This window comes from Neobacillus sp. B24 (assembly GCF_055381825.1).
Genome location: NZ_AP035777.1, coordinates 2,228,115 through 2,254,647, shown reverse-complemented (window position 1 = coordinate 2,254,647; position 26,533 = coordinate 2,228,115). Strand labels below are relative to the sequence as shown.

21 protein-coding genes are annotated in these 26,533 nt (G+C 43.3%); 6 read left to right on the top strand and 15 right to left on the bottom strand.

Features of this window, described 5'->3' with window-relative positions:
• Nucleotides 1-7 precede the first annotated feature (7 nt).
• Both ACZ43M_RS11155 and ACZ43M_RS11150 read right to left on the bottom strand, forming a co-directional pair.
• Nucleotides 8-931 carry a S66 peptidase family protein gene (locus tag ACZ43M_RS11155; RefSeq protein ID WP_464507474.1) on the bottom strand — a complete coding sequence of 308 codons (924 nt, stop codon included), beginning with the start codon at nt 929-931 and terminating at the stop codon, nt 8-10.
• 85 nt (nt 932-1,016) lie between these two features.
• A complete protein-coding gene (locus tag ACZ43M_RS11150) occupies nt 1,017-2,648 on the bottom strand; it encodes an ABC transporter substrate-binding protein (RefSeq protein WP_464507473.1) in 1,632 nt (543 codons plus the stop codon).
• Nucleotides 2,649-2,814: 166 nt separating this feature from the next.
• On the opposite strand from ACZ43M_RS11150, the gene ACZ43M_RS11145 reads away from it, so the two are divergent.
• Complete coding sequence (locus ACZ43M_RS11145; protein WP_464507472.1) at nt 2,815-4,251, top strand: IS6 family transposase; 1,437 nt, start codon at nt 2,815-2,817, stop codon at nt 4,249-4,251.
• A 267-nt stretch (nt 4,252-4,518) separates the two neighbouring features.
• On the opposite strand, the gene ACZ43M_RS11140 is transcribed toward ACZ43M_RS11145, so the two are convergent.
• The 4 genes from ACZ43M_RS11140 to ACZ43M_RS11125 are packed head-to-tail and all read right to left on the bottom strand — an operon-like array spanning nt 4,519 to nt 8,247.
• Nucleotides 4,519-5,517, bottom strand: coding sequence for an ABC transporter ATP-binding protein (locus ACZ43M_RS11140; protein ID WP_464507471.1), 999 nt, complete (start codon nt 5,515-5,517; stop codon nt 4,519-4,521).
• Nucleotides 5,518-5,522: 5 nt separating this feature from the next.
• Nucleotides 5,523-6,476, bottom strand: a complete 954-nt coding sequence (locus ACZ43M_RS11135; RefSeq protein ID WP_464507470.1) for an ABC transporter permease — start codon at nt 6,474-6,476, stop codon at nt 5,523-5,525.
• The gene (locus ACZ43M_RS11130; RefSeq protein WP_464507469.1) at nt 6,477-7,409 is read right to left on the bottom strand and encodes an ABC transporter permease; all 933 of its coding nucleotides are present in this window, start codon (nt 7,407-7,409) and stop codon (nt 6,477-6,479) included.
• Nucleotides 7,410-7,422: 13 nt separating this feature from the next.
• Complete coding sequence (locus ACZ43M_RS11125) at nt 7,423-8,247, bottom strand: M55 family metallopeptidase (RefSeq protein ID WP_464507468.1); 825 nt, start codon at nt 8,245-8,247, stop codon at nt 7,423-7,425.
• Between the two features lie 243 nt (nt 8,248-8,490).
• On the opposite strand from ACZ43M_RS11125, the gene ACZ43M_RS11120 reads away from it, so the two are divergent.
• A complete protein-coding gene (locus ACZ43M_RS11120) occupies nt 8,491-10,071 on the top strand; it encodes a TerD family protein (RefSeq protein WP_464507467.1) in 1,581 nt (526 codons plus the stop codon).
• 49 nt (nt 10,072-10,120) lie between these two features.
• Here ACZ43M_RS11120 and selB read toward each other — a convergent pair whose 3' ends face one another.
• Together selB and coaW are read right to left on the bottom strand one after the other, a co-directional pair.
• On the bottom strand, nt 10,121-12,007 hold the full coding sequence (gene selB / locus ACZ43M_RS11115; RefSeq protein ID WP_464507466.1) for a selenocysteine-specific translation elongation factor: 1,887 nt from the start codon (nt 12,005-12,007) through the stop codon (nt 10,121-10,123).
• A gap of 71 nt (nt 12,008-12,078) precedes the next feature.
• Complete coding sequence (coaW, locus tag ACZ43M_RS11110; RefSeq protein WP_464507465.1) at nt 12,079-12,885, bottom strand: type II pantothenate kinase; 807 nt, start codon at nt 12,883-12,885, stop codon at nt 12,079-12,081.
• Between the two features lie 162 nt (nt 12,886-13,047).
• Here coaW and ACZ43M_RS11105 point away from each other — a divergent pair, with 162 nt between their 5' ends.
• The gene (locus ACZ43M_RS11105; protein WP_464507464.1) at nt 13,048-13,476 is read left to right on the top strand and encodes a hypothetical protein; all 429 of its coding nucleotides are present in this window, start codon (nt 13,048-13,050) and stop codon (nt 13,474-13,476) included.
• Between the two features lie 69 nt (nt 13,477-13,545).
• Here the strand turns inward: ACZ43M_RS11105 and ACZ43M_RS11100 are convergent, their stop codons facing one another.
• Nucleotides 13,546-14,523 carry a hypothetical protein gene (locus ACZ43M_RS11100; RefSeq protein ID WP_464507463.1) on the bottom strand — a complete coding sequence of 326 codons (978 nt, stop codon included), beginning with the start codon at nt 14,521-14,523 and terminating at the stop codon, nt 13,546-13,548.
• Between the two features lie 99 nt (nt 14,524-14,622).
• Here ACZ43M_RS11100 and ACZ43M_RS11095 point away from each other — a divergent pair, with 99 nt between their 5' ends.
• On the top strand, nt 14,623-15,099 hold the full coding sequence (locus tag ACZ43M_RS11095) for a GNAT family N-acetyltransferase (RefSeq protein ID WP_464507462.1): 477 nt from the start codon (nt 14,623-14,625) through the stop codon (nt 15,097-15,099).
• A 42-nt stretch (nt 15,100-15,141) separates the two neighbouring features.
• On the opposite strand, the gene ACZ43M_RS11090 is transcribed toward ACZ43M_RS11095, so the two are convergent.
• From ACZ43M_RS11090 to ACZ43M_RS11075, 4 genes are all read right to left on the bottom strand, one after another.
• On the bottom strand, nt 15,142-15,600 hold the full coding sequence (locus ACZ43M_RS11090; protein ID WP_464507461.1) for a GNAT family N-acetyltransferase: 459 nt from the start codon (nt 15,598-15,600) through the stop codon (nt 15,142-15,144).
• Nucleotides 15,601-15,905: 305 nt separating this feature from the next.
• A complete protein-coding gene (locus ACZ43M_RS11085; protein WP_464508006.1) occupies nt 15,906-16,484 on the bottom strand; it encodes a histidine phosphatase family protein in 579 nt (192 codons plus the stop codon).
• Nucleotides 16,485-16,486: 2 nt separating this feature from the next.
• On the bottom strand, nt 16,487-17,152 hold the full coding sequence (locus tag ACZ43M_RS11080) for an HAD family hydrolase (protein ID WP_464507460.1): 666 nt from the start codon (nt 17,150-17,152) through the stop codon (nt 16,487-16,489).
• Between the two features lie 440 nt (nt 17,153-17,592).
• Nucleotides 17,593-18,165 carry a uracil-DNA glycosylase gene (locus ACZ43M_RS11075; RefSeq protein ID WP_464507459.1) on the bottom strand — a complete coding sequence of 191 codons (573 nt, stop codon included), beginning with the start codon at nt 18,163-18,165 and terminating at the stop codon, nt 17,593-17,595.
• Between the two features lie 133 nt (nt 18,166-18,298).
• On the opposite strand from ACZ43M_RS11075, the gene ACZ43M_RS11070 reads away from it, so the two are divergent.
• Both ACZ43M_RS11070 and ACZ43M_RS11065 read left to right on the top strand, forming a co-directional pair.
• On the top strand, nt 18,299-19,954 hold the full coding sequence (locus ACZ43M_RS11070; protein ID WP_464507458.1) for an FAD-binding dehydrogenase: 1,656 nt from the start codon (nt 18,299-18,301) through the stop codon (nt 19,952-19,954).
• Nucleotides 19,955-20,400: 446 nt separating this feature from the next.
• Entirely contained in the window at nt 20,401-21,570 is a 1,170-nt protein-coding gene (locus ACZ43M_RS11065) for an IS256 family transposase (RefSeq protein ID WP_464507457.1), read from the top strand.
• A gap of 550 nt (nt 21,571-22,120) precedes the next feature.
• Here the strand turns inward: ACZ43M_RS11065 and ACZ43M_RS11060 are convergent.
• Together ACZ43M_RS11060 and ACZ43M_RS11055 are read right to left on the bottom strand one after the other, a co-directional pair.
• Nucleotides 22,121-25,258 carry an AAA family ATPase gene (locus ACZ43M_RS11060; RefSeq protein ID WP_464507456.1) on the bottom strand — a complete coding sequence of 1,046 codons (3,138 nt, stop codon included), beginning with the start codon at nt 25,256-25,258 and terminating at the stop codon, nt 22,121-22,123.
• Entirely contained in the window at nt 25,255-26,400 is a 1,146-nt protein-coding gene (locus ACZ43M_RS11055; RefSeq protein ID WP_464507455.1) for an exonuclease SbcCD subunit D, read from the bottom strand. The genes ACZ43M_RS11060 and ACZ43M_RS11055 overlap by 4 nt, the downstream gene beginning before the upstream one ends.
• Nucleotides 26,401-26,533 lie beyond the last annotated feature (133 nt).

Below are 26,533 nucleotides of genomic sequence, written 5' to 3'. Positions count from 1 at the left end.
ATTCCTTTTATAGAATCCCACTCTCAACATCTAATCTTTTATTCGCTGTGTCCATTTTTGCGTTAACACCAAATGGAACTGAAATATGTGGATTGCAGTGGCCGATTTGGAAGCCTTTCATAGCCGGTTTTCCCGCCAACTGTACATAATGGTTAATGACTTCCTCCAGTGTTAACGATAGGTCACGTTTCGGCAGGCAGTCACAGAAATCTCCGACTACGATTCCACTGGCATCGGTAAGCTTTCCGTTCATATATAGTTGATTCAACATGCGGTCTACAGCCCGCGGCTCTTCATTGATATCTTCAATAAACAGCAGTTTCCCTTTTGTATCGATTTCAAATTTGGTCCCAAGTGTGCTTATTAGGAGTGATAGATTGCCGCCTACTAGAGGACCGCTGGCAGTTCCAGGTATCAGTACCTCCAGTGCGGAGTATTTCTCCGTGTAGTCCAACTCTTTTGGAGTAAATAATTGCAGGAATCCTTCTTTTGATAATGGATGAACATCTTCCTTGCCGATATCGGAAGCGAGCATCGGCCCATGAAAGGTGACCAAGCCCGTTTCTTGGCGAATCGCCGTATGTAAAAAGGTAATATCACTGTATCCCCAAAATATTTTGGGATTGTTTTTGATTAATTCATAGTTGATATCAGCAGCGATTCTTCCTGTCCCGTAACCGCCACGTGCACAAATAATGGCTTTCACCTCAGGGTCCCTAAACATTGCATGTAAATCATCAAGCCGTTCCTGATCAGATCCTGCCAAATAGCCGTAAATATTGTAGACGCTTTTCCCAATCTTTACGTTTAATCCTAACTCTTTTAGAAATTGGGTTCCCAGTTCAAGATTCTCCTGGTTTGACGGACTCGCCGGAGCAATTACTCCCACAGTGTCCCCTTTTTGAAGCCGTGCTGGTTTGAACAAATTCATTATGATAGCCCCCTTTCATCTTTATCTCTATGTTATGAGGACAAAAGGGATGTTCAAATTCGAACACCCCTCTTGGATAAAACTATTACTTCTTATTAGCCCCTTTTAATTCCAGGTAACCAACAGGGTGGCGAACAATACCTGTAACATCTTTATTTTGCATGTAAACTTGGTTGTAGAAGTGGATTGGAACGATTGGTGCTGCATCAAGTAAGATCTTTTCTGCCTTGTACATCATATCGAAACGTTTCTTTTCATCCTTTTCAAGCTTCGCATCCTTGATTAACTTGTCAAACTCAGCATTGCTCCAGCCTGTACGGTTCATTGATGAGCCAGTGATAAAGTTCTCAAGGAAGTTAATTGGATCCGCATAGTCAGCAAGGAATGAACTACGAGAAAATTGGAACTTTAATGCTTTTTGATCTGCTGCAAATACACTGCTTTCCAAATTAGCAAGCTTTACATCTACACCAAGATTTTCCTTAAACATTTGCTGTAATGCTTCAGCAATTTTTTTGTGTGTATCAAGAGTACTATAAGTCAAGGTTACTTCTGGAAGTGTGGCATAGCCTTCTTCCTCCATACCTTTTTTCAGCAATTCTTTAGCTTTTGCCACATCTGTCTTGATCAAATCGCCATTCTTCTTACGGAAGTCATTTCCCTCAGGATCTTTAAATCCGTAGGAGACAAAGCCATAAGCAGGTTTTTCCTGGTTCTTTGTCACAAGCTCAACCATATCCTTTTGGTTTACGGCCAATGCAAATGCTTTACGGATATTTTCATTTTGGAATGGCTCCATTGTCACGTTAAAACGATAGAAGTATTGACCTGCTTGGTCTTCAACCTTTACGTCACCTTCTTTGAACAGCTTGTCAGCAAGTTCTGCAGGAACGTCGGAAGTATCGAGCTCACCTGTAGTGAACATTTGATATTCTGTATTGGTATCAGCTACCATTGCCCAATGAACCTTATCCAATTTTACATTTTTTGCATCCCAGTATTTATCATTTTTTACCATTGTGAAATCACTGTCATGATTCCATTCTGCCAACTTGAATGGGCCATTGGCTACAAATGAATTAGCTTCTGAAAACCATTCTGGATTTTCTTTCGCAACCTTTTCATTGATTGGGAAGAAACAAGGGTTTGAAATAACACTTAAGAAATAAGCCTGCGGGCTGATTAATGTGACTTCAAACGTCTTTTTATCGACTGCTTTCACTTTCACATCGTCGGCAGAGCCTTCGCCGTTGTTGTACGCTTCGGCACCTTCAATAAAATAACCTAAGAACGATGCTGGAGAACCAGTGTTTGGATCTACCAGACGCTTCCACGCAAACACGAAATCATCGGCGGTTACGTCATCACCGTTGGACCATTTGGCATTTTCACGGATATGGAACGTATAGGTTTTTCCATCGCTGGAAACATCCCATTTTTCAGCCGTTGCTGCTTTAGGCTGGTGGTTCTCATCAAGACGGGTTAAACCTTCCATCAGGTTGTTCAAGGAATTCCAGGAAACAGCGTCAAAGCCGATTGGCGGGTCGAATGAAGTTGGTTCTTGTCCATTATTTAAGTATAGAACCTTTTCAACCTTTTCCTTTTCGCCGCCTTTACTATTATCCTTTGGCTCACTTCCGGCATCCTTGGTGGCTGTACAGGCTGCCAAAGCAAACATCATCATGACAGCAGCTAAAATTGCAGTAAACTTTTTCATCTTCTTCCCCCTCGTAAGTTTTTCGTATTGTAAAAACTTTTATAAGAAATAGGCTATAAAATACCTAGATAGAGGGCTTTATAAGCAAAAAAATTGCCACCCCCTGAAATCTAAGGATAATTGAGGTTACCACACACCCAACAACCTAGATTAAGGAAGTGACAAGTTGTACCCTCAAATTATAACCTATTTATTAACTTTTATTAAGTACCAAGAACAAATAATTCGAACATTACTTACCCTTCTTATTGGGAAGGGGATGTTTGAAAAGCCTGAGGAAAAACCTGTAAATAAACCTTATCGTAAACTCCAGGTGGATGATCTTCCGATTATCGAAACCATTCAGAAACTTGATTACCGAAGCCTCCTAACCGAATACCTGGAGAAGAACGGTAAACAACTAAAACCTGTTCAAAGGCGTTCGAATACAAAGGCATGTGTGCCCAAGTCAATGAAATGTCCGCAGTGTGGTGCTCCAGCGGATTATCTTTATGCCAATAATGGAGGCAAAGGACAGTGTCAATGTAAGGTGTGTGCCTGTTTTTTCAATGATAAAAATCGCTATTCGAAGGAGGCTATTTTGAAGTGTCCTCATTGTTCTAGGACCCTTGAGAAAGTCAAAGAGCGAAAAGACTTTGACGTGTACAAGTGTAAAAATAATGACTGTTCCTACTACCAGCAGAAACTGAATGGCATGTCTGCGAAAGAGAAGAAACAGTTTAAAAAGGATCCACAAGCCTTTAAATTAAGATATATCTTCCGGCAGTTCCACATTGATTTTCAGCCATTGTCAAAGGCTTCTCCTAAGAAACCAAAGGTTGACTTGGCCAGGCTTTATGTGTCGCCACATACATTGGGGCTTATTTTAACCTATCACGTTAACTATGGCCTTTCGGCCCGGAAGACAGCTGCACTCATGAAAGATATCCATGGTGTTTCTATATCGCATCAAAGCATTTTAAATTACGAGAACGCAGTTGCATTAATCCTTAAACCTTACGTAGACCACTATCCCTACGAGCTTTCTGATCAGTTCTGTGGGGACGAAACCTATATTAGGGTTCAAGGTCGTTGGCATTACTTGTTCTTCTTCTTTGATGCGGTAAAAAAGATCATTCTGTCTTATCCAGTGTCAGCAAATCGAGATACAGCGACAGCAATCCGTGCCATTGATGATGTCCTAATGAAATTTAAAGAGATTCCGGAAGATCTTACATTTGTGGTGGACGGCAATCCGATATATCTCTTAGCCCAACACTTTTACGCCCAGCATGATATTCACTTTGACATTACTCAGGTCATTGGGCTTACCAATGAAGATCCTGTATCAAAGGAGTATAGGCCTCTCAAACAAGTGATTGAAAGACTCAATCGCACATTTAAGGGCAATTATCGCTCAACACACGGGTTTGGGTCCGAACATGGGTCTGTTTCGTTTGTGACGCTTTTTGTGGCTTACTTTAACTTTTTACGGCCTCACTCAGCGTTAGAAGGTAATGTGCCAGTGGTTAATCCAGAGCTCTTACTGCGACCGAATATGCCTGCACGCTGGACTAAATTAATAGGTTTAGCTCAAGATTGGATCATTGAACAAACAGTCTAACTTTTTGTTTAGCAGAGCCCTTGAACCCACTAGCAACCGGCGAAGCGAACTCTTGACAAACCGAACTTGCCAATGGTTTAAAATGGAAATACCAAGGGCTATTTGGCATGCCTTCTTTTTGTCCCCGTCGCCCTTGATAAAGGAATCTCAAACCATTGGCGTGTTTGTCAAGAGCGGTTGCGGGGCCGACGCACCCAATATGTGGAAAGGAGCCTAACCCCTTAAGGAGTTTTCATAGAACTTTTGACACTACCAAGTTTTTGTATGTTAATTAAAGGATGAAACCAATTTTTTAGCCCGTTCGTCCTGCAGCCAGCAATCCACATTATGGTCATTGCTTAGATGCGTTTTTAACGGATAAACCATGTCGCATACTTCCATCGCAAATCGACAGCGTGCAGCAAACGCACAGCCCACAGGCGGTGAAAATAAGTCCGGTGGCGTGCCGGGAATAGGCACAAGCTCCGCTTTTTCAGCATCCAATCTTGGTACCGACTGAAGCAGTCCCTTGGTATACGGGTGCTGCGGCTTGTAAAAAATCTCCCGCCTTGTACCGACTTCGACAATCCGGCCGGCATACATAACCGCAATTCGGTCAGCAACCTGGGCTACAACGCCCAAGTCGTGTGTAATCAGGATAATCGATACCCCGGTTTTCTTTTGAATATCACGAAACAGCTCCAATATTTGTGCTTGAATAGTTACATCGAGAGCTGTTGTCGGTTCATCAGCAATCAATACATCCGGGCGGCACACTAGCGCCATCGCAATCACGATCCGCTGCCGCATCCCGCCGCTGAACTGGTGCGGATATTGTTTTAAACGAATTTCCGGGTTTGGGATTCCAACCAGATTCAGCATTTCTATCGCGACTTTTTTCGCTTGCTCTTTTGAAAGTTTTTCGTGCTGGATGATTCCTTCCATAATTTGCTCACCAATGGTAATCGTCGGATTTAACGCGGTCATTGGGTCTTGGAAGATCATTGATATATTGGCACCGCGAATTTTTCGCAGTTCCGGTTCTTTTAATTGAATTAAATCCTTGCCTTTAAAAAGGATTTCTCCTTGATGAATCCTTCCGGGCGGCTCGGGAATTAGCCTCATAATGCTTTGTGAGGTAACACTCTTTCCACAGCCCGATTCCCCTACAATGGCCAGCGTTTCACCTTTATGTAAATCGAAGCTGACACCGCGGACGGCTTTGACTTCACCCCCGTAGGTTGAAAAGGATACGTGTAAATCTTTTACTTGTAGTATTTTTTCCATGCTGTCTACCTCCGCAGCTTTGGATCGAGTGCATCCTGCAGCCCGTCGCCTAAAACGTTAAATGCAAACATGGTCAGTGAGATAAATAAGGTCGGGAAGAATAGTCTCCACCAGTAGCCTGATAGAATTGTAGACAATCCATCATTAGCCATCACACCCCAGCTTGCGTGCGGGGCTTGAATTCCCAGCCCGATAAAGCTTAAAAATGCTTCAGCAAAAATCGCCGATGGAATGGTCAGGGTCATTTGCACGATGATTGGCCCCATTGTATTAGGAAGCAAATTTTTCCGGATAATCCGGGCTGCACTTGTTCCAAATGTTTTGGAAGCTAGGACAAACTCATAGTTTTTAATTTGCAGGACCTGTCCGCGGACAATCCGGGCCATTCCGACCCAGCCGGTAATCGAAAGGGCTAGAATGATAGTTGTTAACCCCGGGCCGATCACGACCATGACAAGAATTACGACTAAAAGGTATGGAAGGCCGTATAGTATTTCAACAAACCGCATCATCAGGTTATCAGTCCCGCCGCCCTTATAGCCGGCAATCCCACCGTAGACGACACCGATAATGAAATCGATTAACGCAGCCATCAACCCGACAAATAAGGAAATCCTGGCCCCATAACAAGTCCGGGTAAACACATCCCGTCCCAAATCATCTGTGCCAAACCAATACTTACCAGATGGCGGCAAATTTTGCTCGGTCAATCTTTGCGTTTCAATTGAATGGGGCGATAAAATCGGACCGAAAATAGCCAGTATCGCCAACAATACTAGGAAGACTAATCCCGTCATCGCTAATTTATTTTTCAACAGCCTGTGCCAGGAATCCTTCCAGTAGGAAAGACTCGGCCGGACAACGGCCTCCTGGGCTTGCTTGCTTTGATTTTTCGGAACGAACCATTCGTCTGGAACGTCGGGCGAAATATTTCGTACATCTTGTTTGCGCAGTTCCATTTATTTCGCCTCCTTTTTGTGCAGCTTAATTCTAGGGTCCAAAACCCCATAGGCTAAATCAACTAAGAACAGCATAAGTATGAGAATGGCACTGTAGAATACGGTTGTCCCCATGATGACGGGGTAATCCCGGTTATTGATGCTGTCAACGAAGTATTTGCCCATTCCAGGGATGGCGAAGATTTTTTCAATAACAAATGTTCCCGTTAAAATACTTGCCGCAAGGGAACCGAGCACGGTTACAACTGGCAGTAGTGCATTTCTTAATGCATGTTTGAAGACTATTTTCACTGGTGAAAGCCCTTTCGCTTTTGCAGTTCGAATATAATCCTGGGTCAAGACTTCCAGCATGCTGGTCCGTGTCAGGCGGGCAATAATCGCCATCGGACCTGTTGCCAATGCCAGGATTGGCAGAACCATGTGTTTAGGGCTGGACCAGGTTGCTACTGGAAAAATGGGAATGTTTACAGCCAATTGTTGAATTAATAAAGTCGCCATGACAAAGTTTGGAACCGATATGCCGAGTACCGCAATACTCATCGCCAGATAATCGACCATTCCGTTATGGCGAAGCGCTGCCAAAACACCAAGTGTAATTCCGGAAATGACCGCCAGAATTAAGGTGTAAAAGCCGAGTTCGAACGAAACCGGGAATCCCCTGCCGAGCATATCGTTTACTGTTTGTGATGATTTTTTTATCGAAGGACCCAAATCGAACTGGACCAAGGCCTTGAGATAATTTCCGTATTGGACTAATAACGGCTTATCGAGTTGATAGTAGGACTCCAGGTTTTTTTGAATCGCTTCATTGGTTGTCCGTTCTTCGTTAAACGGTGACCCCGGGACCGAGTGCATCAAAAAGAATGTCCCGGTAATAATGAGCCATAATGTAATAATCATGGCGACAAAGCGTTTAATAAAATATGTATTCACGTATCACCACGTCCTAACAGAATGTTGTTCTCATCGCTAATTCGGTCATAACCAGCATGGCTTGGTATGCTTCCAGAATATCCTTTGCTTGAAAGCGGACGATCGTTGTTCCAGGCACAATTTCGGTACCCGGCATTAAATTAGCCCACTCAGCTTCACCATAGTTGGTAAATTCAATTCCAAGGAGCGGCCGGTCTGGCGGAGTCAGCGGTTTCACTTTGTCTCTGTTTCTTATCGCCAGAGCTGTTTTTTCCTTAAGCAGCTGCCCTGCCTTCGCAGGCGTTAATGATTTTGCCGCGGAACGGGAAATGGCTTCCTTGACAATAGCGGTGGTGATGTTTGGAATCAATTGTTCGGCCTCAAGTGCAGCACCGTCATCTCCTGCAACCATGATCACTGGTACATCATAATAGCCGGCGACATAGGCATTAAATCCTAGTTCTCCAACAGCTACATCGTTTATGTACATATTCCGAACACCGAAAATCATCGAATGTGTCATGACGCCAAATTGCGCTGCCCTTGCATGATATCCAGTAAAGATGGCACCATCATAGGATCCATCCAACCCCTGCACCATTGAAAAGGGCTTGACATCACCCGTAATCAGCTGTGTTTCGGGGTGCAGCCTTTCAATTAATAGATTATTCATTTTTGAGTGGCTATCATTTACCACTACCTCCTTCGCACCGGTTTCAAAGGCAGAGGTAATGACATAATTGGCCTCATCCGTCATAATAATCCGGCTGCGCTCATAATTATGCTTGTCTGAATCAACATGGGTATGGTCCACAAGGCCTGTAATCCCTTCCATGTCGACGGATACATATAATTTCATAGGTTCTCCTTTCTTTTTCTATTTTTCTATTTTTCTATTTTTTTAATATTATAGAATAGTTTTGACTATTATTCAAACTGTTCTTAAAATTCCTGAAATATTTTTTCTGCTTTTTAAAAAGTAATTGAAACTTTTCTACAATGTAACCGTAGTATTTTCTATTGAATCTAGTACTTTTGTTTTTAAAAATTTCCTCTTATATGGTTTATAATTGGAAGTAGAATATGATAGGAGTGAGCGATTGTGGGAGTAACACTAAGCAAGGGGCAAAAGGTAGATTTGACTAAGGCCCACCCGGGGCTGCAGAATGTCGTCGTCGGGCTTGGCTGGACCATTAATCAGGGCGGCGCCAACTTTGATTTGGATGCTTCTGCCTTTTTATTGGGCCAAAACGGGAAAGTTCAGTCGGACCTCGATTTTGTTTTTTATAATAATCCTTCAGGTGGAAATGGTTCAATTGTCTATAGCGGCGATAATCGCATTGGTTCAGGCGTTCGGGATGACGAGCAAATCCGGATTGATTTAAAAAGCGTACCTGCCCATATCCACCGGATTGCCTTTACAATCACCATTCACGATGCCCAAGTAAAGCGGCAAAATTTCGGGCAAATATCGGATTCTTATGTACGAATTTTTAACCAAGTTAGTAATGAAGAATTGCTGCGGTTTAATTTGGGCAGGGATTTTACCATCGAGACGGCGATTGTCGCGGCCGAACTTTATCGACATAATGGCGAATGGAAATTTAACGCGATTGCCAGCGGGTTCCAAGGCGGCTTGGCAGCGTTATGCGGCAATTTCGGGGTTACCGTTGATGATCCGCCGGCAAGTCAGCAAACTAATACTTATCAACAACCCAATTTTGGAAATCAAACCAGTGCTGCTCAACAGGGTCACGGAAGCTATACCCCTGCTGGACAGAATCAGGGCGGGTTTCCCAACCAAGGAAATTTCAATCTTAATCAGCAGAACCAAGGCGGATATAATCAAAACCGGCAAACGCAACAAAGCTATGACCCTTACAGACAAAACCAAACCAACTATGACCCCTATCGTCAAAGCCAGATTAATCAGCCATTTAATCAACAGCCCATTCATCTTGAACCTGAGTCATCAAACAGGCAACCATCCTATGGCTACCCGTCACAGACGTTTCCTTCGAATGCGGGGACCCATCGGACCTCCTATGCTGGTGACGATATTAGCTGCCCGCGCTGCCATTCAACAAATGTCAGAACTGGTAAAAAGGGATTTGGTCTGGGCAAGGCAGCAGTTGGCGGATTAATCCTTGGCCCAATTGGTTTGCTCGGGGGTTTTATTGGACAAAATCAATTGAAATTTACCTGTAACAGCTGCGGCAGTACCTGGTCGCCTTCACAAACCGATTATGCGGAATGGGCAAACAATCAGAAGCGGCGTGCGCAGGAATTATTTAATCGCTATAAGAGCCAGGATGTGTTGGATGCGGTTGTCGCTGGATGCGCCTTAGTGGCAATGGCCGATGGCTATTTAGATGCCTCCGAACGCCAAAAGCTCCTCGATTTTGTTCATCAGAGTGATGAATTACGTGTTTTCGATACCAATAAGGTCATTCAGCGATTCAATTACTTTGTATCACGGATTGAAATGGACCGGATGCTTGGGACGGCAGAAGCATTTCGTGCGATTGGAAAGATCAGAAATAAACCAGAGATTGCCCGCCTTGTTGCACGCTATTGCATCGCAATTGGCTATGCGGATGGCAACTTTGATAATTATGAAAAGCAAACAGTCGCCGACATATGCCGAGAACTTGGGTTAAATCCGGCAGAATTTTTATCGTAATGCAAAAAGCCCCTATCCCGTTTGTTATTGGGATTGGGGCTTTTGTTTGCTAATTTTTCCACACTCGTTTGTTTTCGACCCGTTTGGTATACCCGTTTGCATCTAATCTCTCTAGGAATGGAATCATATATTTACGTGATAGGTCGAGAATTTCCTTTGCTGCTCCCACTTCAAATTCGGGACCTGTTCCGTTGCGAAGTTTTTCCACAGCCTGCTTAAAGACTTCCCCATAATAGGCATATTGGTCATCAAGCATGACAATCAGTTCCCGGTCCTCCAAAAACTTCCGAAGATCATGCTCAAGATTACTTGGAATTCCAGCGGCAGCGAAATAATCCTTTAAGTAACGTACCTTTAAGCCATCCTTTTTCATATCTTCCACCAGATTTTCTGTCCGTTTCGCCCAGCTTTTCGGTACATGCGGAACAAACGCCGCCAGTGAAACAAACTGACCTTTGCGCTGGAATACCTCATTTGTTATCCCGTTTTCCACAACATATTCCAACAATGATTTTGGAAATCTCTTTTGCATGGTTTGAATAAGTTCTGCCTTATTGGCACCTGGTTTCATCGAATGTTGATTATGGAAGTCCTGCAGGCGGTCATATAGATCTTCCTCAATGGCGTCAACTAACTGTTTCAGGGTGTATTCCTTCCCATTGTATAAAACAAACTCATCCTCTTTTTGCAGGTGTTGCGATAATGTCCCCTCATCGAGCGCCGTGCGTTTAATCAATTCCGTTAACGGCAAGCTTTTTGCCTCTAGAAGCGCCGCCGTAATCCGTTCTGTTGGAGAGCCCTCTTTTTTCTTCTCAAGTTCTTCTATGGTTTGGTCCCCGAACCGGTACTTATTCCCACGTGGGTCAATAACCCAGCCGCCGCCAATCGTTTCTGTAGGGCTAGGCCGGCGTAATATGAAACGGTCGCCCCGTTTGGTCAGGATTTCTTCTTCTAACCTAAGCTGGCAAAGAATTTCGCCGTTCTCCGCTTTCACTTCGTTACGGTCAAAGAATACGATGCGCCCCATTACCTCAGCAGTTCCAATATGTAACTTGACAGGCATGCGCTGTTTGATTAAATGCTCTAATTCATCGACAACTCTTATCGCCACATCAATGACTTTAGATACGATAAAATGTTCGGAAGAAACGAGAACATCACCACGTTCAAGGTCTTCTTTGGAAACTCCGGAAAGGTTGATTGCCGCCCGCTGCCCCGCATAAGCTTTTGTCGCTTGTTTATGATGGACCTGGATTTGCCGGGCCCGAACCTCCAGCCCTTTCGGCATGATTTTTAATGCCTGGCCCTCTTCCACAGTTCCTTCGTATACGGTGCCACGAACCACTGTTCCCTGCCCTTTTACGGTAAACACCTGGTCAATTGGCAGTCGGAAGGCACCCTTGGAATCACGCATTTCCTGTTCCTTCAGTTTTTTGATAATAAGCTGCTTTATTTCCTCAATACCTTTTTTAGATAGGCTATCGACCAATACAAAAGGAGCATCTTCAAAAACGGTCCCGGTAAGCTCTCCTAAAATATCATCCTTTACCAACTCAATAAAGTCTTCGTCCACCCGATCAATCTTCGTAATCGCCACGATGCCGTTTTTAACGCCGAGGAATTTTAAGATATCCAAGTGTTCCCTCGTTTGCGGCATCACACCCTCATCGGCAGCCACCACAAGCACTACCAGATCAATTCCGGCAACTCCGGCAATCATTTGACGAATGAACCGTTCATGTCCAGGAACGTCAACGACAGAAATCTGTATCTCATCATCTTCATATAATGGAGCAAATCCAAGTTCAATCGAAATTTGCCGTTCTTTTTCTTCTTTCAGCCGGTCGGTATCGACATTGGTTAATGCTTTTGTAAGGGAGGTTTTCCCATGGTCAATGTGACCTGCCATCCCGATCGTAAAATATCTTTTTTCCAAGCTTGCCACCTTCTTTAACGTCTTCTCCTCTACTGTAGCTTTAAAGGCTTAAATGTTCAAGGGAACAATTTTCAATCAGACAGAAACGCACCAAGCGCACCACAGTATTCACCATTTTTTAAAAATATCGCCTGCAGACCAAGCATCGTCATATAATTGTGCAGTGTTCCCTTTAACATCGGATTATCAATTAAGGAACTTCCGATAAACACGACCTCTTTCACCTTATGAATCGCAGCTGCCTGCAAGGTTAATAACATGATCGTCTCCGCAATCATATTAGTTACGGCAGCCATCCTGTCTTCGTCAGAATGCTTAACCTGAAGTCCCTTTGCAAAATTGGCCGCAGTCAAATCTCCGTTAATTGGCGGTTCATCAGATTCGTAGATGTCCTTTACGAGTAAGTCCAAATGTTCTTTTTTCCCTTTCGCCGCCAGCTCAGTCAACTGCTCGTATCCAGCTTCATGTGTTAACAAAGCACCCAGTCCCATAAACGTTCCGCCGCCCATTCCGCTGCCAAGGATACGCTCATACTTATCCCCATTTACCAAATGCCACGATGTCCCCGTTCCAACATTGACGATGATAAACGGGGAATCCAGCTTCTTCCCTTCTTCATGCAAGAAAAAGCGGGCACCTTCACATGTAGCCACAAACTCCGGAACGTTCAACCCATCTGGGTAAAACTTTTCCTGGACAATATGGGCTTTCCCGCCTGTTAATGCAACGTTTAAATCCGGCGTCATCATTTTCAGCCATGAAATGGCAGAATCCAATTCACCGATTTGATACTTTCTATAGTGCATCTCACCGTTTTCTTGGTAAGCAATTTTTACTAACGTCCCGCCTGCGTCAATCCCAATTTTAGCCTGTTGCAATTCCATCACTCCCCAAAAAAAGTGTATATTGTTCTTTTTGACATATTCTTTATTTTTCCTGCTTTTGTTGTCACTAATCCTCCACATTCACAAAGGATTTAGTTTTTAATAATGTGATATGTTTTTAGAAAGACATTTTTTAAAAGAAGGAAGATCATCGCAATGAAAAAATTGATTATTCCAATGCTCGCGAGCTTCTTGTTAGTAACAGCTTGTCAAAGCAAAGAACATAAAGCTGCTGACACAAAACCCAAAAGCGAGACTAGCGGGCAGAAAGCCCAAGTAAACGATCCTAATGAACCTTTTCCTTACCCCACCCTTTTGGCTGAAGACGCTCAAACCTATTCACTTTTGGTCGTCGGAAATCAGGATGAAGGGACACCAATTGAGGAGAACCAAACAGTCATTACCGATGTAAAGAATATTTTAAGTTTACCCCAACTTGATATGGCCAAAAAAATCTATCCTAATCTTCATCTCAATAAAAAGACGGCGTTTATCATCTTTGATAATAATGGTATTGTCCACGAATCAGCGGATATGCAGGATTTGACAAGCTATTTAACGCAACATCCTGCTAAATCGCAATAACTTACCCAAGCTATGGATAAGAAATTAAAAAGCCGAAATTAGCTTCATTGACCAATTTCGGCATTATGACTATATAATTCCGGTAGTATGACGGCCAATTTCCTCAAGCTGTTGTGTATGCTGCTCATATAATTCACGAGCCCAAGAGTTCATTTGCTCAGAGTTTACAAGTTTCCATTCTTTAAGATCATCAATCATCTCTTTGCCAAAGGCGAGTAATGCTAGTCTGCTCATCAGGACATAAGATGAATAAGGATGCGGCAGGGCCGGATCATTTTTTTGTTCATAGTAGAACTTTTTTAACAATCTCATCGAATCTTTTTCGTAAATTAGTTCAACCAGCTTGGCACGGTATTCAAGATCTTTTGACTCCAAGTTCGGGAATTGTGAGTAATCACTGGAATGCTGGGCTTCGTGCTTCAAGTAGCTTACTTGGAACCAATTACTGTCAATCTCAGTATTCCTTCGCTTTTGGCTATCACATACATAATATAGTCCGTCTTGTTGCGCCCAGCCGCCGGCATATCTCTCACCAAACGTAGCGTAGTGAGCCCAGCTCAGCAGGATAAAATCGGATATAAAATATACGGTCACTTCTTGGGTATGATTCGGGAGTTCAACTTGGAAGTCTCTCTTCTCCTGTGTTTTCCAAATATAAGGCCCCCGGTACGGAGGTGTGACCCCACCGAGAAAATAATAGCCTTTTTCCCTAAACAATGCCTCCAATTTTTCTTCTAAACTATCTAAATCAACAAGGTTGCCCGAAATCAATGGCTGCAGTGTCGCTATTAATTGCTGTTCCGCCTCTACCACACTCTTCCTTGTCAGCACCGCGGTAAAATATTGGTAGTAGGCTTTTAGTACTTTTCGTATCCACGAATCCTTTGTCTTAAAGCGATACATTGGTCTACTAGAGAAAAAGCGATTTTCATATTTTAACTCTAGTTGTTGGTATTTTTTAGGTTTATCAGGTACCAATTGTAAATACTCGTAGGCAGCTGTTACATCCCCTTGGAGACAGTACGCAAATAATTTGGACTTGTCCATCCTCATTCTCCCCGTTCAAGATAATATCTACATTTATTTTAAAGGGATTTAGCAGGAAAATGTCAAATTTTAATAAAGAAGTAAGTTAGGAGGTTAAACATGATAGAACTTATTCGCGTGTTAAAAGAAGAGGAGCAAACTTTACATAATCTAATGCAGTTTTATATTTATGAATTCAGTCAATATATCCCATCCATCACTTTGGAGGAAAATGGCGCTTATAAACCGTTTGATTTAACACCCTATTGGAGCAGTCCCAACCATCATCCCTTTTTTATTAAAAAAGAGGAGGAACTGATTGGGTTTGCTTTAGTCGAAAGTGCTGAGGGAGTCGACCCAAACACCATACTCGAATTCTTCATCATTCGTAAATATGCCGGGAATGGCTATGGAAAAATCGCAGCAACTGAAATTTTTAAATTGTTCCCTGGAAAATGGCAAGTAACTCAAATTGAAAAAAACGAACCTGCTAAAGCATTTTGGAGGAAAACTATTTCCACATTTTCTGAGGGAAATTTCATAGAAACTACCGATGATCATAAAAGAACGATTCAAGAGTTCGAATCTGTGCTATAAAAGGATACCAGGGTGCCAAAATTAGACACCCTGGTTATCACTTTACTTCATTCTTTTTTCATAATTGCTGATAAAGAAGTTGGGTGCAACCTCCAATTCCTCTATGAGACGGAAGCCATTTTTGAGGTATAAATTTTTCGCAGGGTCATTGTCCTTTCCTGTGGAAACCTTAAAAACTAATATCCCTTGGTGATTAGATTCCACAGAATTTAATAGGTTTTGAGCAATCCCTTTCCTGAAATGATTGGGGGACACCACCATCCTGCAAATGGTCAGTTCATGTCTATCAATTGTGTACGAAACGGCACCAGCCAGTTCTTCCCCTTCAAAATACCCCAAGAACGTCTCAGGGCAGTTCAGAAATTCATCAAAGCTCTCCTTTAAGGGAGGAATGTCATCAAAGCCGATTATGTTCGCTTCCACCATGTAGGAAGCCCTTTGAAGTTCGAAAAGGCTTACAACCAGAGTAATATCTTGAAAATCAATCTTTTTAATCATCATGTCAATTCCTTAAATATATTTGAAATATCCTCAACTAACTTTTGAAACTACAATTTTCGTAAACTTCTCCAACTCTTCATAATTCGGCGAGTGAGCGGATCGATCAAAAATCAGCCATTCTTTACTAGGCGCCTGCAATTGGTCGAAAAATTGCTGTTCCCGCCCGTTTTCATGATAATAAATTTTCTTGGACGGTTGGTACACCATAAACGTAAGCAATAAACAAGATGCATGAACAAGGATGGAACCCGCGATGACATCTTGTTGTTCATCAGACTAGGTTTATGCATAATCGAACCACCGCCTTAAACTATTATCGAAAGGTGACCTGTTTGATTATATGCTTTGATCTTCCATTGGTTTTCGTGGAAATGAATATCATTTATACACGCGTTACTTATTTTTGTCTTCCCGTAGCCCAATTCTCCGTTAGACAAGTGGGCTAAGATAGCATTGATGACGGCCCCGTGACAAACCAAGAGAACCTTCTTCTCATAATATTCTTGGTTTATTTTCTCAAGACCGTTCATGAGACGTTTGGTAAAGGTTTCCTGGTCTTCCTCATTAGGATATTTGTGGTCGGGGTATAACTTTTTTCTCTCCTCATAGGTCAGGCCTTCCCCAACCCCAAAATACTTTTCTTTAAAATCATCCATTTCCACAAGCGGGATGTCCATGTAACTATTAATGATTTGCGCTGTCCTATTCGCCCTTTGCAGCGGACTGGTAAAGATCACATCCCATTGCCAATCTTTTAAAAACTCGCCGCTTTCCTTTGCCTGTTGAATCCCTTTCTCATTAAGCGGGACATCTGTGCTGCCTTGCAGCCTTCCGATTGAATTCCAATCCGTTTCTCCATGTCTAACGATGCAAATCCTAGTAATAGTCAACCATCACCTTTCTTTAGTAATAGCGGAATCTCATTTAAATCATTAATTATGTAGTCAGCCTCAACATGATTCCATTGCTGGTTTTTTTTCCAAATCGTTTTCATTCCAAGCTTCTTGGCAGCAAGTATATCGTTGTTTGGATGGTCACCGACGAAAATACATTCATCTGGCAAAACTTGAAGTTGCTGCAGACCCCGCTTAAATACTTTGGGGTCCGGCTTTTTTATTCCTTCCCACTCCGAAATTAGAATGGTAGAAAAATAGTGCTCAATACCCAAGGCTTTGATATTATCGTATTGAAATTGCCCCTTCCCATTCGTGATGATTCCCAGTTTAAAGTCATGGAGTTTCAGCTCTTCTAGCATTTCTTTCAAATTTGGAAATGGCACACTGGAATCCTTGAATCTTTCAAGATAATCCTGCAGCAAGTCTTCCCATTTTAAATTGATACTATAAAATTCACTGACCATTTGCTGGTAGACCTGATCTTTCCAGACATAACCGCGGCAATCCAATTCTATAAATCTTGTAATGTATGTATCTTTTGGAATATGTCCGACGAACTTTCTCAAGCGGTCATATTGGTTATTGATAAATTTGTGGACAGAAGCATCTCGATTCAATAGAGTTCCGTCCAAATCAAATAATAAAGCCTTTATCATGTGACCTTTTCCCCCTTTTTAAGTTTACCAAAAAATTCAAAAATCTACACCTATCGATTTATAGTCTTAAAAGGTTAGCCCCGGGGGTTTGGGGCCGGTTGTTCTCATGGTAAGCTAATGCGGACAGTTTCACTGGCTCTTGCATCGGTTTTGTCCTCATGAATAGCTTATGAGGACAGGCTCTACTTCTTTGTCATCGATGTCCTCATGAATGGTTTGAGGACAAAACAGCTCTAAAATATAGCAAAAGTGTCCTCAATAAAGCTCCTTGAGGACTAACCAGCATCAAAAAATAGCAAAAGTGTCCTCAATAAAGCTTCTTGAGGACAGTTTCCTTTTCTTTGTCTTCGATTTTGTCCTCATGAACGGCCTATGAGGATTGTTTAACTACTGTTTCAATCATTTTAGTTCTCATGAAAATATCAAACTGATCTATGTATTCATTTGGATTTAAAATAATCAGCTGCTACCTGCCAATCTTCTATAAAAACAGTCCAAAGATTCGGTCGACGCCGGACTGCCAATGGATGGTAAGCAACGGCTGTTGGATAACCGTTTATTTGATGAATTGCTCCCCTTAGTCCCTTCACTTCAGCTACCTCATCCTTGAAAAAGGATTGAACCGCCACATTTCCCAAACAAATAATAAGTTTAGGCTGTTTTTCCTCTAGCTGCTGATACAGGTGATTCATACAAATTTGCCGAACCTGTTCCTTGTCATAGGCCTTAACGGGCTTTCTTTTTAAAATAAACGTAACATACAAATCTTCCATCGTTAAGCCAACATGGTTTGCAGCCTTCTGAAGCGTTTGGCGGGTGCCGCATACAAATTCATTTCCTTCACGGTCCTCACGTGCCCCTGGATTATCGAGCAGGATCATTATCGGGGCGCTCGGATTCCCTTCACCCCATACCATCCGCGTTCCATGCTTGTCGAGGCCGCATTCACTGCAATTTCTAAGATGGTCCGGTGTGGGTTCCTCCGGCCAAAGCACTGGGCAAAAGTCAGACATAATAAATCCCTCCGTAACTAGTCCACTCTTTTAATTTTCCCCTTAACCTCCGAACCTCAAAAATGATTGACTTTTCAGTAAACTTACAATACCATCTGGTACTAAAGAGATATATTTTTTTGGGGGGAGAAATTTGAGATATGATGTGATTGTAGTTGGCGCGGGACTGGCAGGTTTAGTCGCAACTGCCGAACTTGCTGATGCCGGTAAAAAGGTCCTTCTCTTGGACCAAGAACCGGAAACCTCACTCGGCGGACAAGCCTGGTGGTCGTTTGGCGGGTTATTCCTCGTCGATTCGCCGGAACAACGAAGAATGGGGATAAAGGACTCCAAAGAGCTTGCCTGGCAGGATTGGTTGGGTTCTGCGGGATTTGATCGCGAAGAAGATGAAGATTATTGGGCAAAAAAATGGGCTGAGGCCTATGTTAATTTCGCTGCAGGTGAAAAGCGGCAGTGGCTGTATGATATGGGTGTCCGCTTTTTCCCGGTTGTTGGTTGGGCAGAACGCGGCGGCTATCTTGCTGAGGGTCATGGAAACTCCGTACCCAGATTCCATATTGTTTGGGGAACAGGTCCTGGACTCGTGAAACCTTTTGAGGAAAGAGTTCGAAAAGCGATGGCTGACGGCCTCGTCGATTACCGGCCGCGTCACCGTGTGAATGAGTTAATTACCGAGAACGGAGCTGTCATTGGTGCCCGTGGTGATATCCTTGTTCCAAGTAATGCAAAACGCGGCGAATCAAGTTCACGTGAAGTCATTGGCAGCTTTGAATTCCATTCCCAAGCAGTTATGGTTACAAGCGGCGGCATTGGTGGAAACCACGAATTGATTAGAAAAAATTGGCCGTCGAGACTTGGTCAGGTGCCAAAAAGGATGATTTCCGGGGTGCCGGAGCATGTCGATGGCCGCATGCTCGCAATCACCGAAGAGGCCGGCGGACGAATTGTGAATCGCGACCGGATGTGGCACTATACGGAAGGGATAAAAAACTGGGATCCAGTGTGGCCAATGCACGGGATTCGAATTCTACCTGGTCCATCCTCACTTTGGTTTGATGCGACCGGCAAGCGATTCCCAACACCTAATTTCCCGGGGTTTGATACACTTGGAACTTTAGAAGCAATTATGAAGTCAGGTTACGACTATTCTTGGTTTATTTTAACTCAGAAGATTATCGAAAAAGAATTCGCGTTATCCGGATCAGAACAAAACCCTGATTTGACCGGAAAGAGCATTAAAAAAGTGTTGGTACGTGTCCTGCCGGGTCCGACTGCTCCTGTACAGGCGTTCATGGATAAAGGCGAGGATTTTGTCATCGTAAATACCCTTCCAGAATTAGTTGAGGGAATGAATAAATTAACAGGGGATAACTTGCTCTCTTTGGAGGAAATTGAGCGGCAAGTCCGGGCCCGCGACCGTGAGATGGATAATACATTTACTAAAGACCTGCAAATTGCGGCAATGCGGACAGCACGAAACTACCGAGGCGATAAGCTTATTAGGGTTGCGAAGCCGCATAAGATTCTCGATCCCAAGGCGGGGCCATTAATTGCGGTACGGTTAAATATAGTAACTAGGAAAACTCTTGGCGGATTGCAGACTGATTTATCTGGAAGAGTCCTAGATTCAATGGGTAATCCGGTGCCGGGCCTTTATGCGGCTGGCGAGGTGTCTGGTTTTGGCGGCGGCGGCATCCACGGCTATCGCTCATTGGAAGGCACCTTCGTAGGCGGTTGTTTGTTTACGGGACGTCAGGCTGGAAGAGCGCTGGCGAAAGAGCTGAAATAGAGTACTTTTTGATGGCGGCCAATGTAGTCATTGCATTATTTTGGCTGCTATCTTTGAAAAGCAATCTACGTTACCGGTTTCAGCTTTTTCTCTTCTTTTTGGTCACGTAGAACCTGTCTACGTGACCTGTTTCAACTTTCTCTCCTCTTTCTGGTCACGTAGAGCCTGTCTACGTGACCTGATTCAGCTTTCTCTCCTCTTTTTGGGCACGTAGAACCTTTCTACGTTACCAGTTTCAGCTTTTTCTCTTCTTTTTGGTCACGTAGAACCCTTCTACGTGACCTTTTTCAGCTTTCTCTCTTCTTTTTGGTCACGTAGAACCCTTCTACGGATGATGTAAAATATTTTGTGTATTGATTCTCCAACATTTGGAGTATTCCATGGAATAAAAAAAGTAGGGTATCCTCGGAATTGTCGACATTCCATGAAAGAGAGGATAACCCTACATGACATCTAGTATAACTAAAAATGATTTCGCAATTCAACTTGAAGATTTAGTAAAAAGCTTTTTAAAGGACAAAATGGAGCTGATTCTCCAGGAAGAGATTAAGAATTTTATTCAAGTTGAAAGACCTGAACTTAATCTAAAACGCAATGGCTATTATGAACGTTCCCTCGATACAAAGTACGGCAGAATTGAAGACATCTCTATTCCCCGAGATCGCCAGGGCGAATTTAAGACTCAGCTGTTTGAGCCATACCAGCGAAGAGATGGATGGCTTGAAGAGGCTATAATGCGGATGTATCAAGGTGGGATGAGTACTAGACAGGTTGGCAAATTTATCGAAAAAATGGTGGGCTCTGCTTATTCTGCAACTACCATAAGCAACATTACTGAAGTGGCCCGTGAGGACATTGAGAAGTGGCAAAAACGCCCTCTGGCTAAACGATATTCCGTGCTATACCTGGATGGAATGTACATCAAGCTGCGCCGTGATACCGTTGATAACGAAGTTATCTATATGGCCATGGGAGTAACAGAAGATGGCTATAGAGAAATTCTGGGCTACTATATCGGTGGTCGAGAAAGTGCAACTGGATGGGGAGAAATCCTTGCCGATTTGTACACCCGAGGGGTAAAAGAGGTCCTTCTTGGAGTATTTGACGGACTAGCCGCCCTAGATGACGCATTCAAGGCCGTTTATCCAAAAGCCGATGTCCAACGCTGCGTAGTTCACAAAGTACGAAATACGATGAATCATGTCCGTAAAAAAGACCAGCCTGAAATTGCAGAAAGCTTAAAGGCTGTATATCAGTCTCCCACATTCGAAATTGCCCAGATCCAATTTGAAAAGTTCAAGAAGGACTGGGAAAAGAAATACCCTAAAGAGGTAGCTTCGTGGGAAAAGGACTTACCGGTACTGTTGACCTTTATGAAGTACCCTTCCTCCATTCGGAAGGCAATCTATACCACCAACTGGATTGAGAGGACGAATAAAGAGGTCCGCAAGCGTTTGAAGCCGATGAATAGTTTGCCTGATATAAATGCCGCGGAAAAAATCGTCTATTTCACAGTGACAAACCTGAATGAAACTTGGTCAAAACGTATTTCTGACGGTTTTGCCCAAGCTAAAGATCAGCTCCAAAAAATGTTTGACCAAAGATACAACAACTAGTAAAAGTTTCCAGAAACATTCAGACAGGGGAGGGGCTCCTCCGCCCCTCCCCTGTCTGAATGTTCAGTAACATAAATGCCCATAGATAGAATAATATTAACGACAATTCCTTGGCCCCTATATAACAAATACACAAATTTCTTGACGGTACCCTTCTACGTTACCAGTTTCAGCTTTCGCTCCTCTTTTTGGGCACGTAGAACCTTTCTACATTACCAGTTTCAGCTTTTTCTCTTCTTTTTGGTCACGTAGAACCCTTCTACGTGACCTTTTTCAGCTTTCTCTCTTCTTTTTGGGCACGTAGAACCCTTCTACGTGACCTTTTTCAGCTTTCTCTCTTCTTTTTGGGCACGTAGAACCCTTCTACCTTACCAGTTTCAGCTTTCTCCCCTCTTTTTGGGCACGTAACCCCCTTCTACGTTACCTATTTCAGCTTCCTATCCTCTTTTCGGGCACGTAGATCGCTTCCTCCCCCTCAAAGTTACGATTTCCAAATTCCCAATCAACAAAAAAAGCAACTAGGAGCCCTAAAGCCCCCCGCTGCTCCAATTTAATTCATAAACACAAATTCCGTCCGGCTCCCGGTTTGCCCGGCGATTACCTCAAGTCTGGCATCAATCCGCTCCTTTAATTCCGGAACGTGCGAAATAATCCCGACCAATCGGCCGCTGCTTTGGATATCCATCAATGATTCAATCGCTTGGTCCAAGGATTCAGGGTCTAGCGTGCCAAAGCCCTCATCAATGAACATCGTTTCCAGCGATACCCCGCCTGCGTAGTTTTGGACTACATCGGCAAGCCCAAGGGCCAGTGACAACGAGGCCTTAAAACTCTCCCCGCCTGATAAAGTTTTTACGTGGCGCTCTTGACCGGTATATTGGTCAAACACAAGCAATTCCAATCCACTCTGGGCATTTCCTTTCGAGCGGTCAGTTTTTCGCAGCAACTCATATCGGCCCGACGTCATTTTGAGCAATCGATAATTTGCTTCACGTAGAATATCATCCAAAAATGCTGCTAGCACGTAGCGTTCAAAGGTAACCCTGAAGCTGTTCTGCCCCTTTGTGATTTCATATAGGTGGCCAATCAGCTTGTAGCGTTCCTCAAGCACTTTCATATTTTCATTCAAACGCAGCACGTCCGCGAAAATCTCTTGATTGTCCCGCTTTTTCACAAACAAGTTCGTATGCTTTTGGTTAAGTGCCTCAATGGCAATACTAGCTTTCTCTAACAGGGCCTTTAGTCCGTCCACATCCGGAGTTTTAACATTTGCCAGCAACTGTGTCAGTTCCTCCAAACGGTCGGACACCGAACGAAGCCCCTCCCGGTAACTCCGTAACTCCGCCACTAATCTCTGAATCTCTACCTCAGAACGCTTTGAGGTATGATAAACATTATAATTATCAAAACCTTGTTCCGCGAGGTTACTTTTAAAGATTTCACGTTCTGTCAAAAGTTCCTGCTGTTTGGTAGAGAATAACCTCTCAGCGTCTAGTAATCTGGCAGATTCAGCAGTAAGCTTTTCTTTCGCAGCCTGCAGGCGTTGAGTTGCCTCCTCCAACACTTTCACCAATAATTCATGCCGATTTTTCGAGGCTGCAACAGCTCTCTCGTATTCAGCTTCAGAACGAAGATTTTCCGGAATCGCATTCATCATTCTAGTTAAATTGGTATTCTTTTCGGTATATTGAATGGTTAACTGTGTAACTTCACCAGCAATTTGTTGTCCAAGCCGCTGGATGTCCTGTTTTTCTGCTTCCAATGCCGCTATCTGTTGTATCACTCTGTCCAACAGTGCCATTTGTTGTTCAAGATTTCTTTGAACCTGAAGAAGTCCGGCTTTCTCAGCTATAATGTCACCTTTTATGAGCGCAAGATTTTCTTCGGTAAAATCCGATCGCAATAACAGAATACCGTCCAGAGTTTCATCTACAGCGTCTTTGGCCGCTTTTTCGTTCGACTGACACTGATACAGCAATGATTCATCACCGGATTTTTCCTTTTCCCATTTCGCGGCATCGGCTTTTGCAACCTTTAAATCTTCCTCGCTCGGGAGACCAAGACCATACGCAGCAGCTGGTGCTGGATGATGCTCCGAACCGCAAACTGGACATGCTTCCCCTTCGTGCAATTTTGACGCTAATAGTGAGGCCTGTCCATGCAGCCATTTTTGTTCCAAATCATCGACAAGCGCTCGTGCATCCAACATCCTTGCTTTTGTATTTTCATAGCGGTTAGAAATAGTTTGGAGCTTTGTAACTGCCTCATGGTGTCGTCCAAGTAAAGTCTCGTATTTTTCTAGACTAACGAGCTCAGCTTGCAGCTTGTCCATTTTACCTTTATTTTCAAGATAAGTAATTTTCCCTTTTTCAATTTCTTCTCGTTGTGCTTGCAAAGCCTTAACTTTTTCCTCATTAACCATCAGCTGGTTGTCAAGCTTTAGCTGCTTATCCTTAGCTGTCACCAATAAACGTTCCGTTTGAGCTGTCTCTTTTGCCAATGCCGCAAACCAATACACATCGTCCTTCATATTTACCAACATATTCACTTCATGAAGAGCAGCCTGGCGTTCTGCTTCACGAGCTAGTTCTGTTTGCAGCTTGGTTTCACTCGTTTCAACCATTAAAGTTATACGCCCAATCTCCACCTTAATGGCTTTGACATTGGCTTCATATTGGTCGGCTTCCCGTTTTAATCGGTGGCAGAGTTGCTCTTGTTTCTCTAGCAGTGCAGCCCGTTGTGCCCGCCCAATTTGCACTTCGACTTCCTTGAAAGTATCCTCCTGTGACTGCAGTCTCGCTTTTTCCTGCTTTAGTTCTTCTTTTGTTTGCAACTGTTTGAGGATTGTCTCTGCTTCAAAAAGCTGAGCCTTGATTCGGTCACGTTCTTGCGACTTTTCATTTAGCTCACCTTTCAATTTTTCCAACAGGTCGCTCATTCCAGCAATTTCAACTTCCAAAAGCGGCATGATAATGGTGTCATTCACACTGCCAGCATCAAGGTACTCTCGAAGCTCATCATTTGTCACCGCCACAATCCGACGAATTGCTTCATTCCTTGCTTGGACCTGGTCCTCAACAGATTTCTTCAACACTGTTGCTTCTTCCTTTAGCTTCTCCTCGACCATTTTATAGAGCTGAGTATGAAACAACCGCTGAAGAATCAATTCTTTATCTTTACTGTCCGAGGTCAGTAATTTGCGGAATTCACCCTGAGGAATCATCAGGATTTGCCGAAATTGATTGGCATCGATTAGCATGATTTCTTTAATTTTTTCCTCAACATCACTAATTTTAGTGCCGATTATCGTTTTCTCGCCATTTTCATCCCATTCATAAAGCTCGGCCTTGGCACCGATTTGGGTATAGCCGTCACCTTTATCCTTCTTTTTCAGCTGCTGCGGGGACCTGGTGATGCTGTATCTTTTACCTTTTAACGAAAAATCTAGCGAAACTTCTGTTAACAGATCGTCTTTGGCAAATTGACTCCTTAATTCAGGGCCATTTCGGTCTTCACCGCTTGCCTTGCCATAAATCGCATAAGTGATGGCATCAAAAATGGTGGTCTTTCCGGAACCCGTCTTACCAGAAATCACAAACATTGTCCGGTTTCCTAGTTCCGTAAAGTCGATGAATTCTGTTCCGGCGTATGGGCCAAACGCCTGCATGGTCAGTTTTAACGGTCTCATCCAACCCCAGCCCCTTTCATCACTTTCTCGATAATTTCAATCATCGCATCCTTTTTTTGTGATGAGAATTCAGAAGTGGTCATTTCTGTATAGAACTGCTCAAACAATTCAATTTCCGATTTTTTCTCACTGCGGATCGCCTGAAAGGATTGTTTTTTCTTTAGGTCTGTCAAATCCATTTTTCGCTCCAGATGAAGCACGTTTGGGTATACCTGCCGCAGTTTATTGATGGGGTCAATAAGTGCCCCTTCATCAAGCAGGGTTATTTTTAGATAGTCATGAGTCCGTTCTTTTTCATAGTACTGCGGATCCAGCAATTCCTCCATATGCCCTTCCAGTTCCCGCATGTCATGAGTAGGATTCAGTGAACGATAGCGATGGGTAAAGTTCCCTTTGTCATCCATCTCAATAATTGAAATGGACTTTCGCTGCTTCGCTTCAGAAAAAGAATATTTCAACAGTGATCCGGAATATTTCACCTTGTCGTGTTTAATCGCATCAGGGCTGTGTAGATGACCAAGTGCGGTGTAGGAAAACGGTTCAAACAGTTCTGCACCGACACAGCCTGAACCGCCAACAGATAGTATCCGTTCCGAATCCGAAGTTTGCCCTCCCAAAACGAAAGCATGTCCGACCAACACGTTGGGCTCATTTGGATTTAGCGTTTCCTCCATTTTTCCGATTAGCGCCTTCATGGCCTCCTGATGGGAATGAATCGAGTCATCCCCCAATAGCTGGCGGACAACGCCAGGTTCTGCATATGGAAGCAAATAAAAGTTAACACCGTTTATTCGAAAAGGCTCGAACGTGTTTGTCAGTTTTCCAGTTAAATAGAATTGGCTGTGTTTGTACCATGAGCTGCCAAATGACAGGCGTTCTGCGCTGTCATGATTTCCGGCAATTGCCACCACCGGTGTTTTTAGCTCTACATTAATTTTAAAGAGAATTTCATCTAGTAGTTCGACGGCATCTGTTGGGGGAACAGAACGGTCATATAGGTCACCGGCAATTACTACGGCATCTGGCTTCTCTTCAGCCACAACATCGATAAATTGCTGTAGTATCTCACGCTGATTATTCGTCATATAAACACCATGAACCAGCTTCCCCAAATGCCAATCGGCTGTATGGATAAATTTCATTCTCATCACTCCATTTTAAACTCGAGTTGCAATCCAATACTTCTATTATAGCAAAATAAGGTGGAGACGGCGGTTGGAAAATGGCAACAAAAAACAGCCCGGCGCATTTACCGGACTGTTTATAATTTAGTAT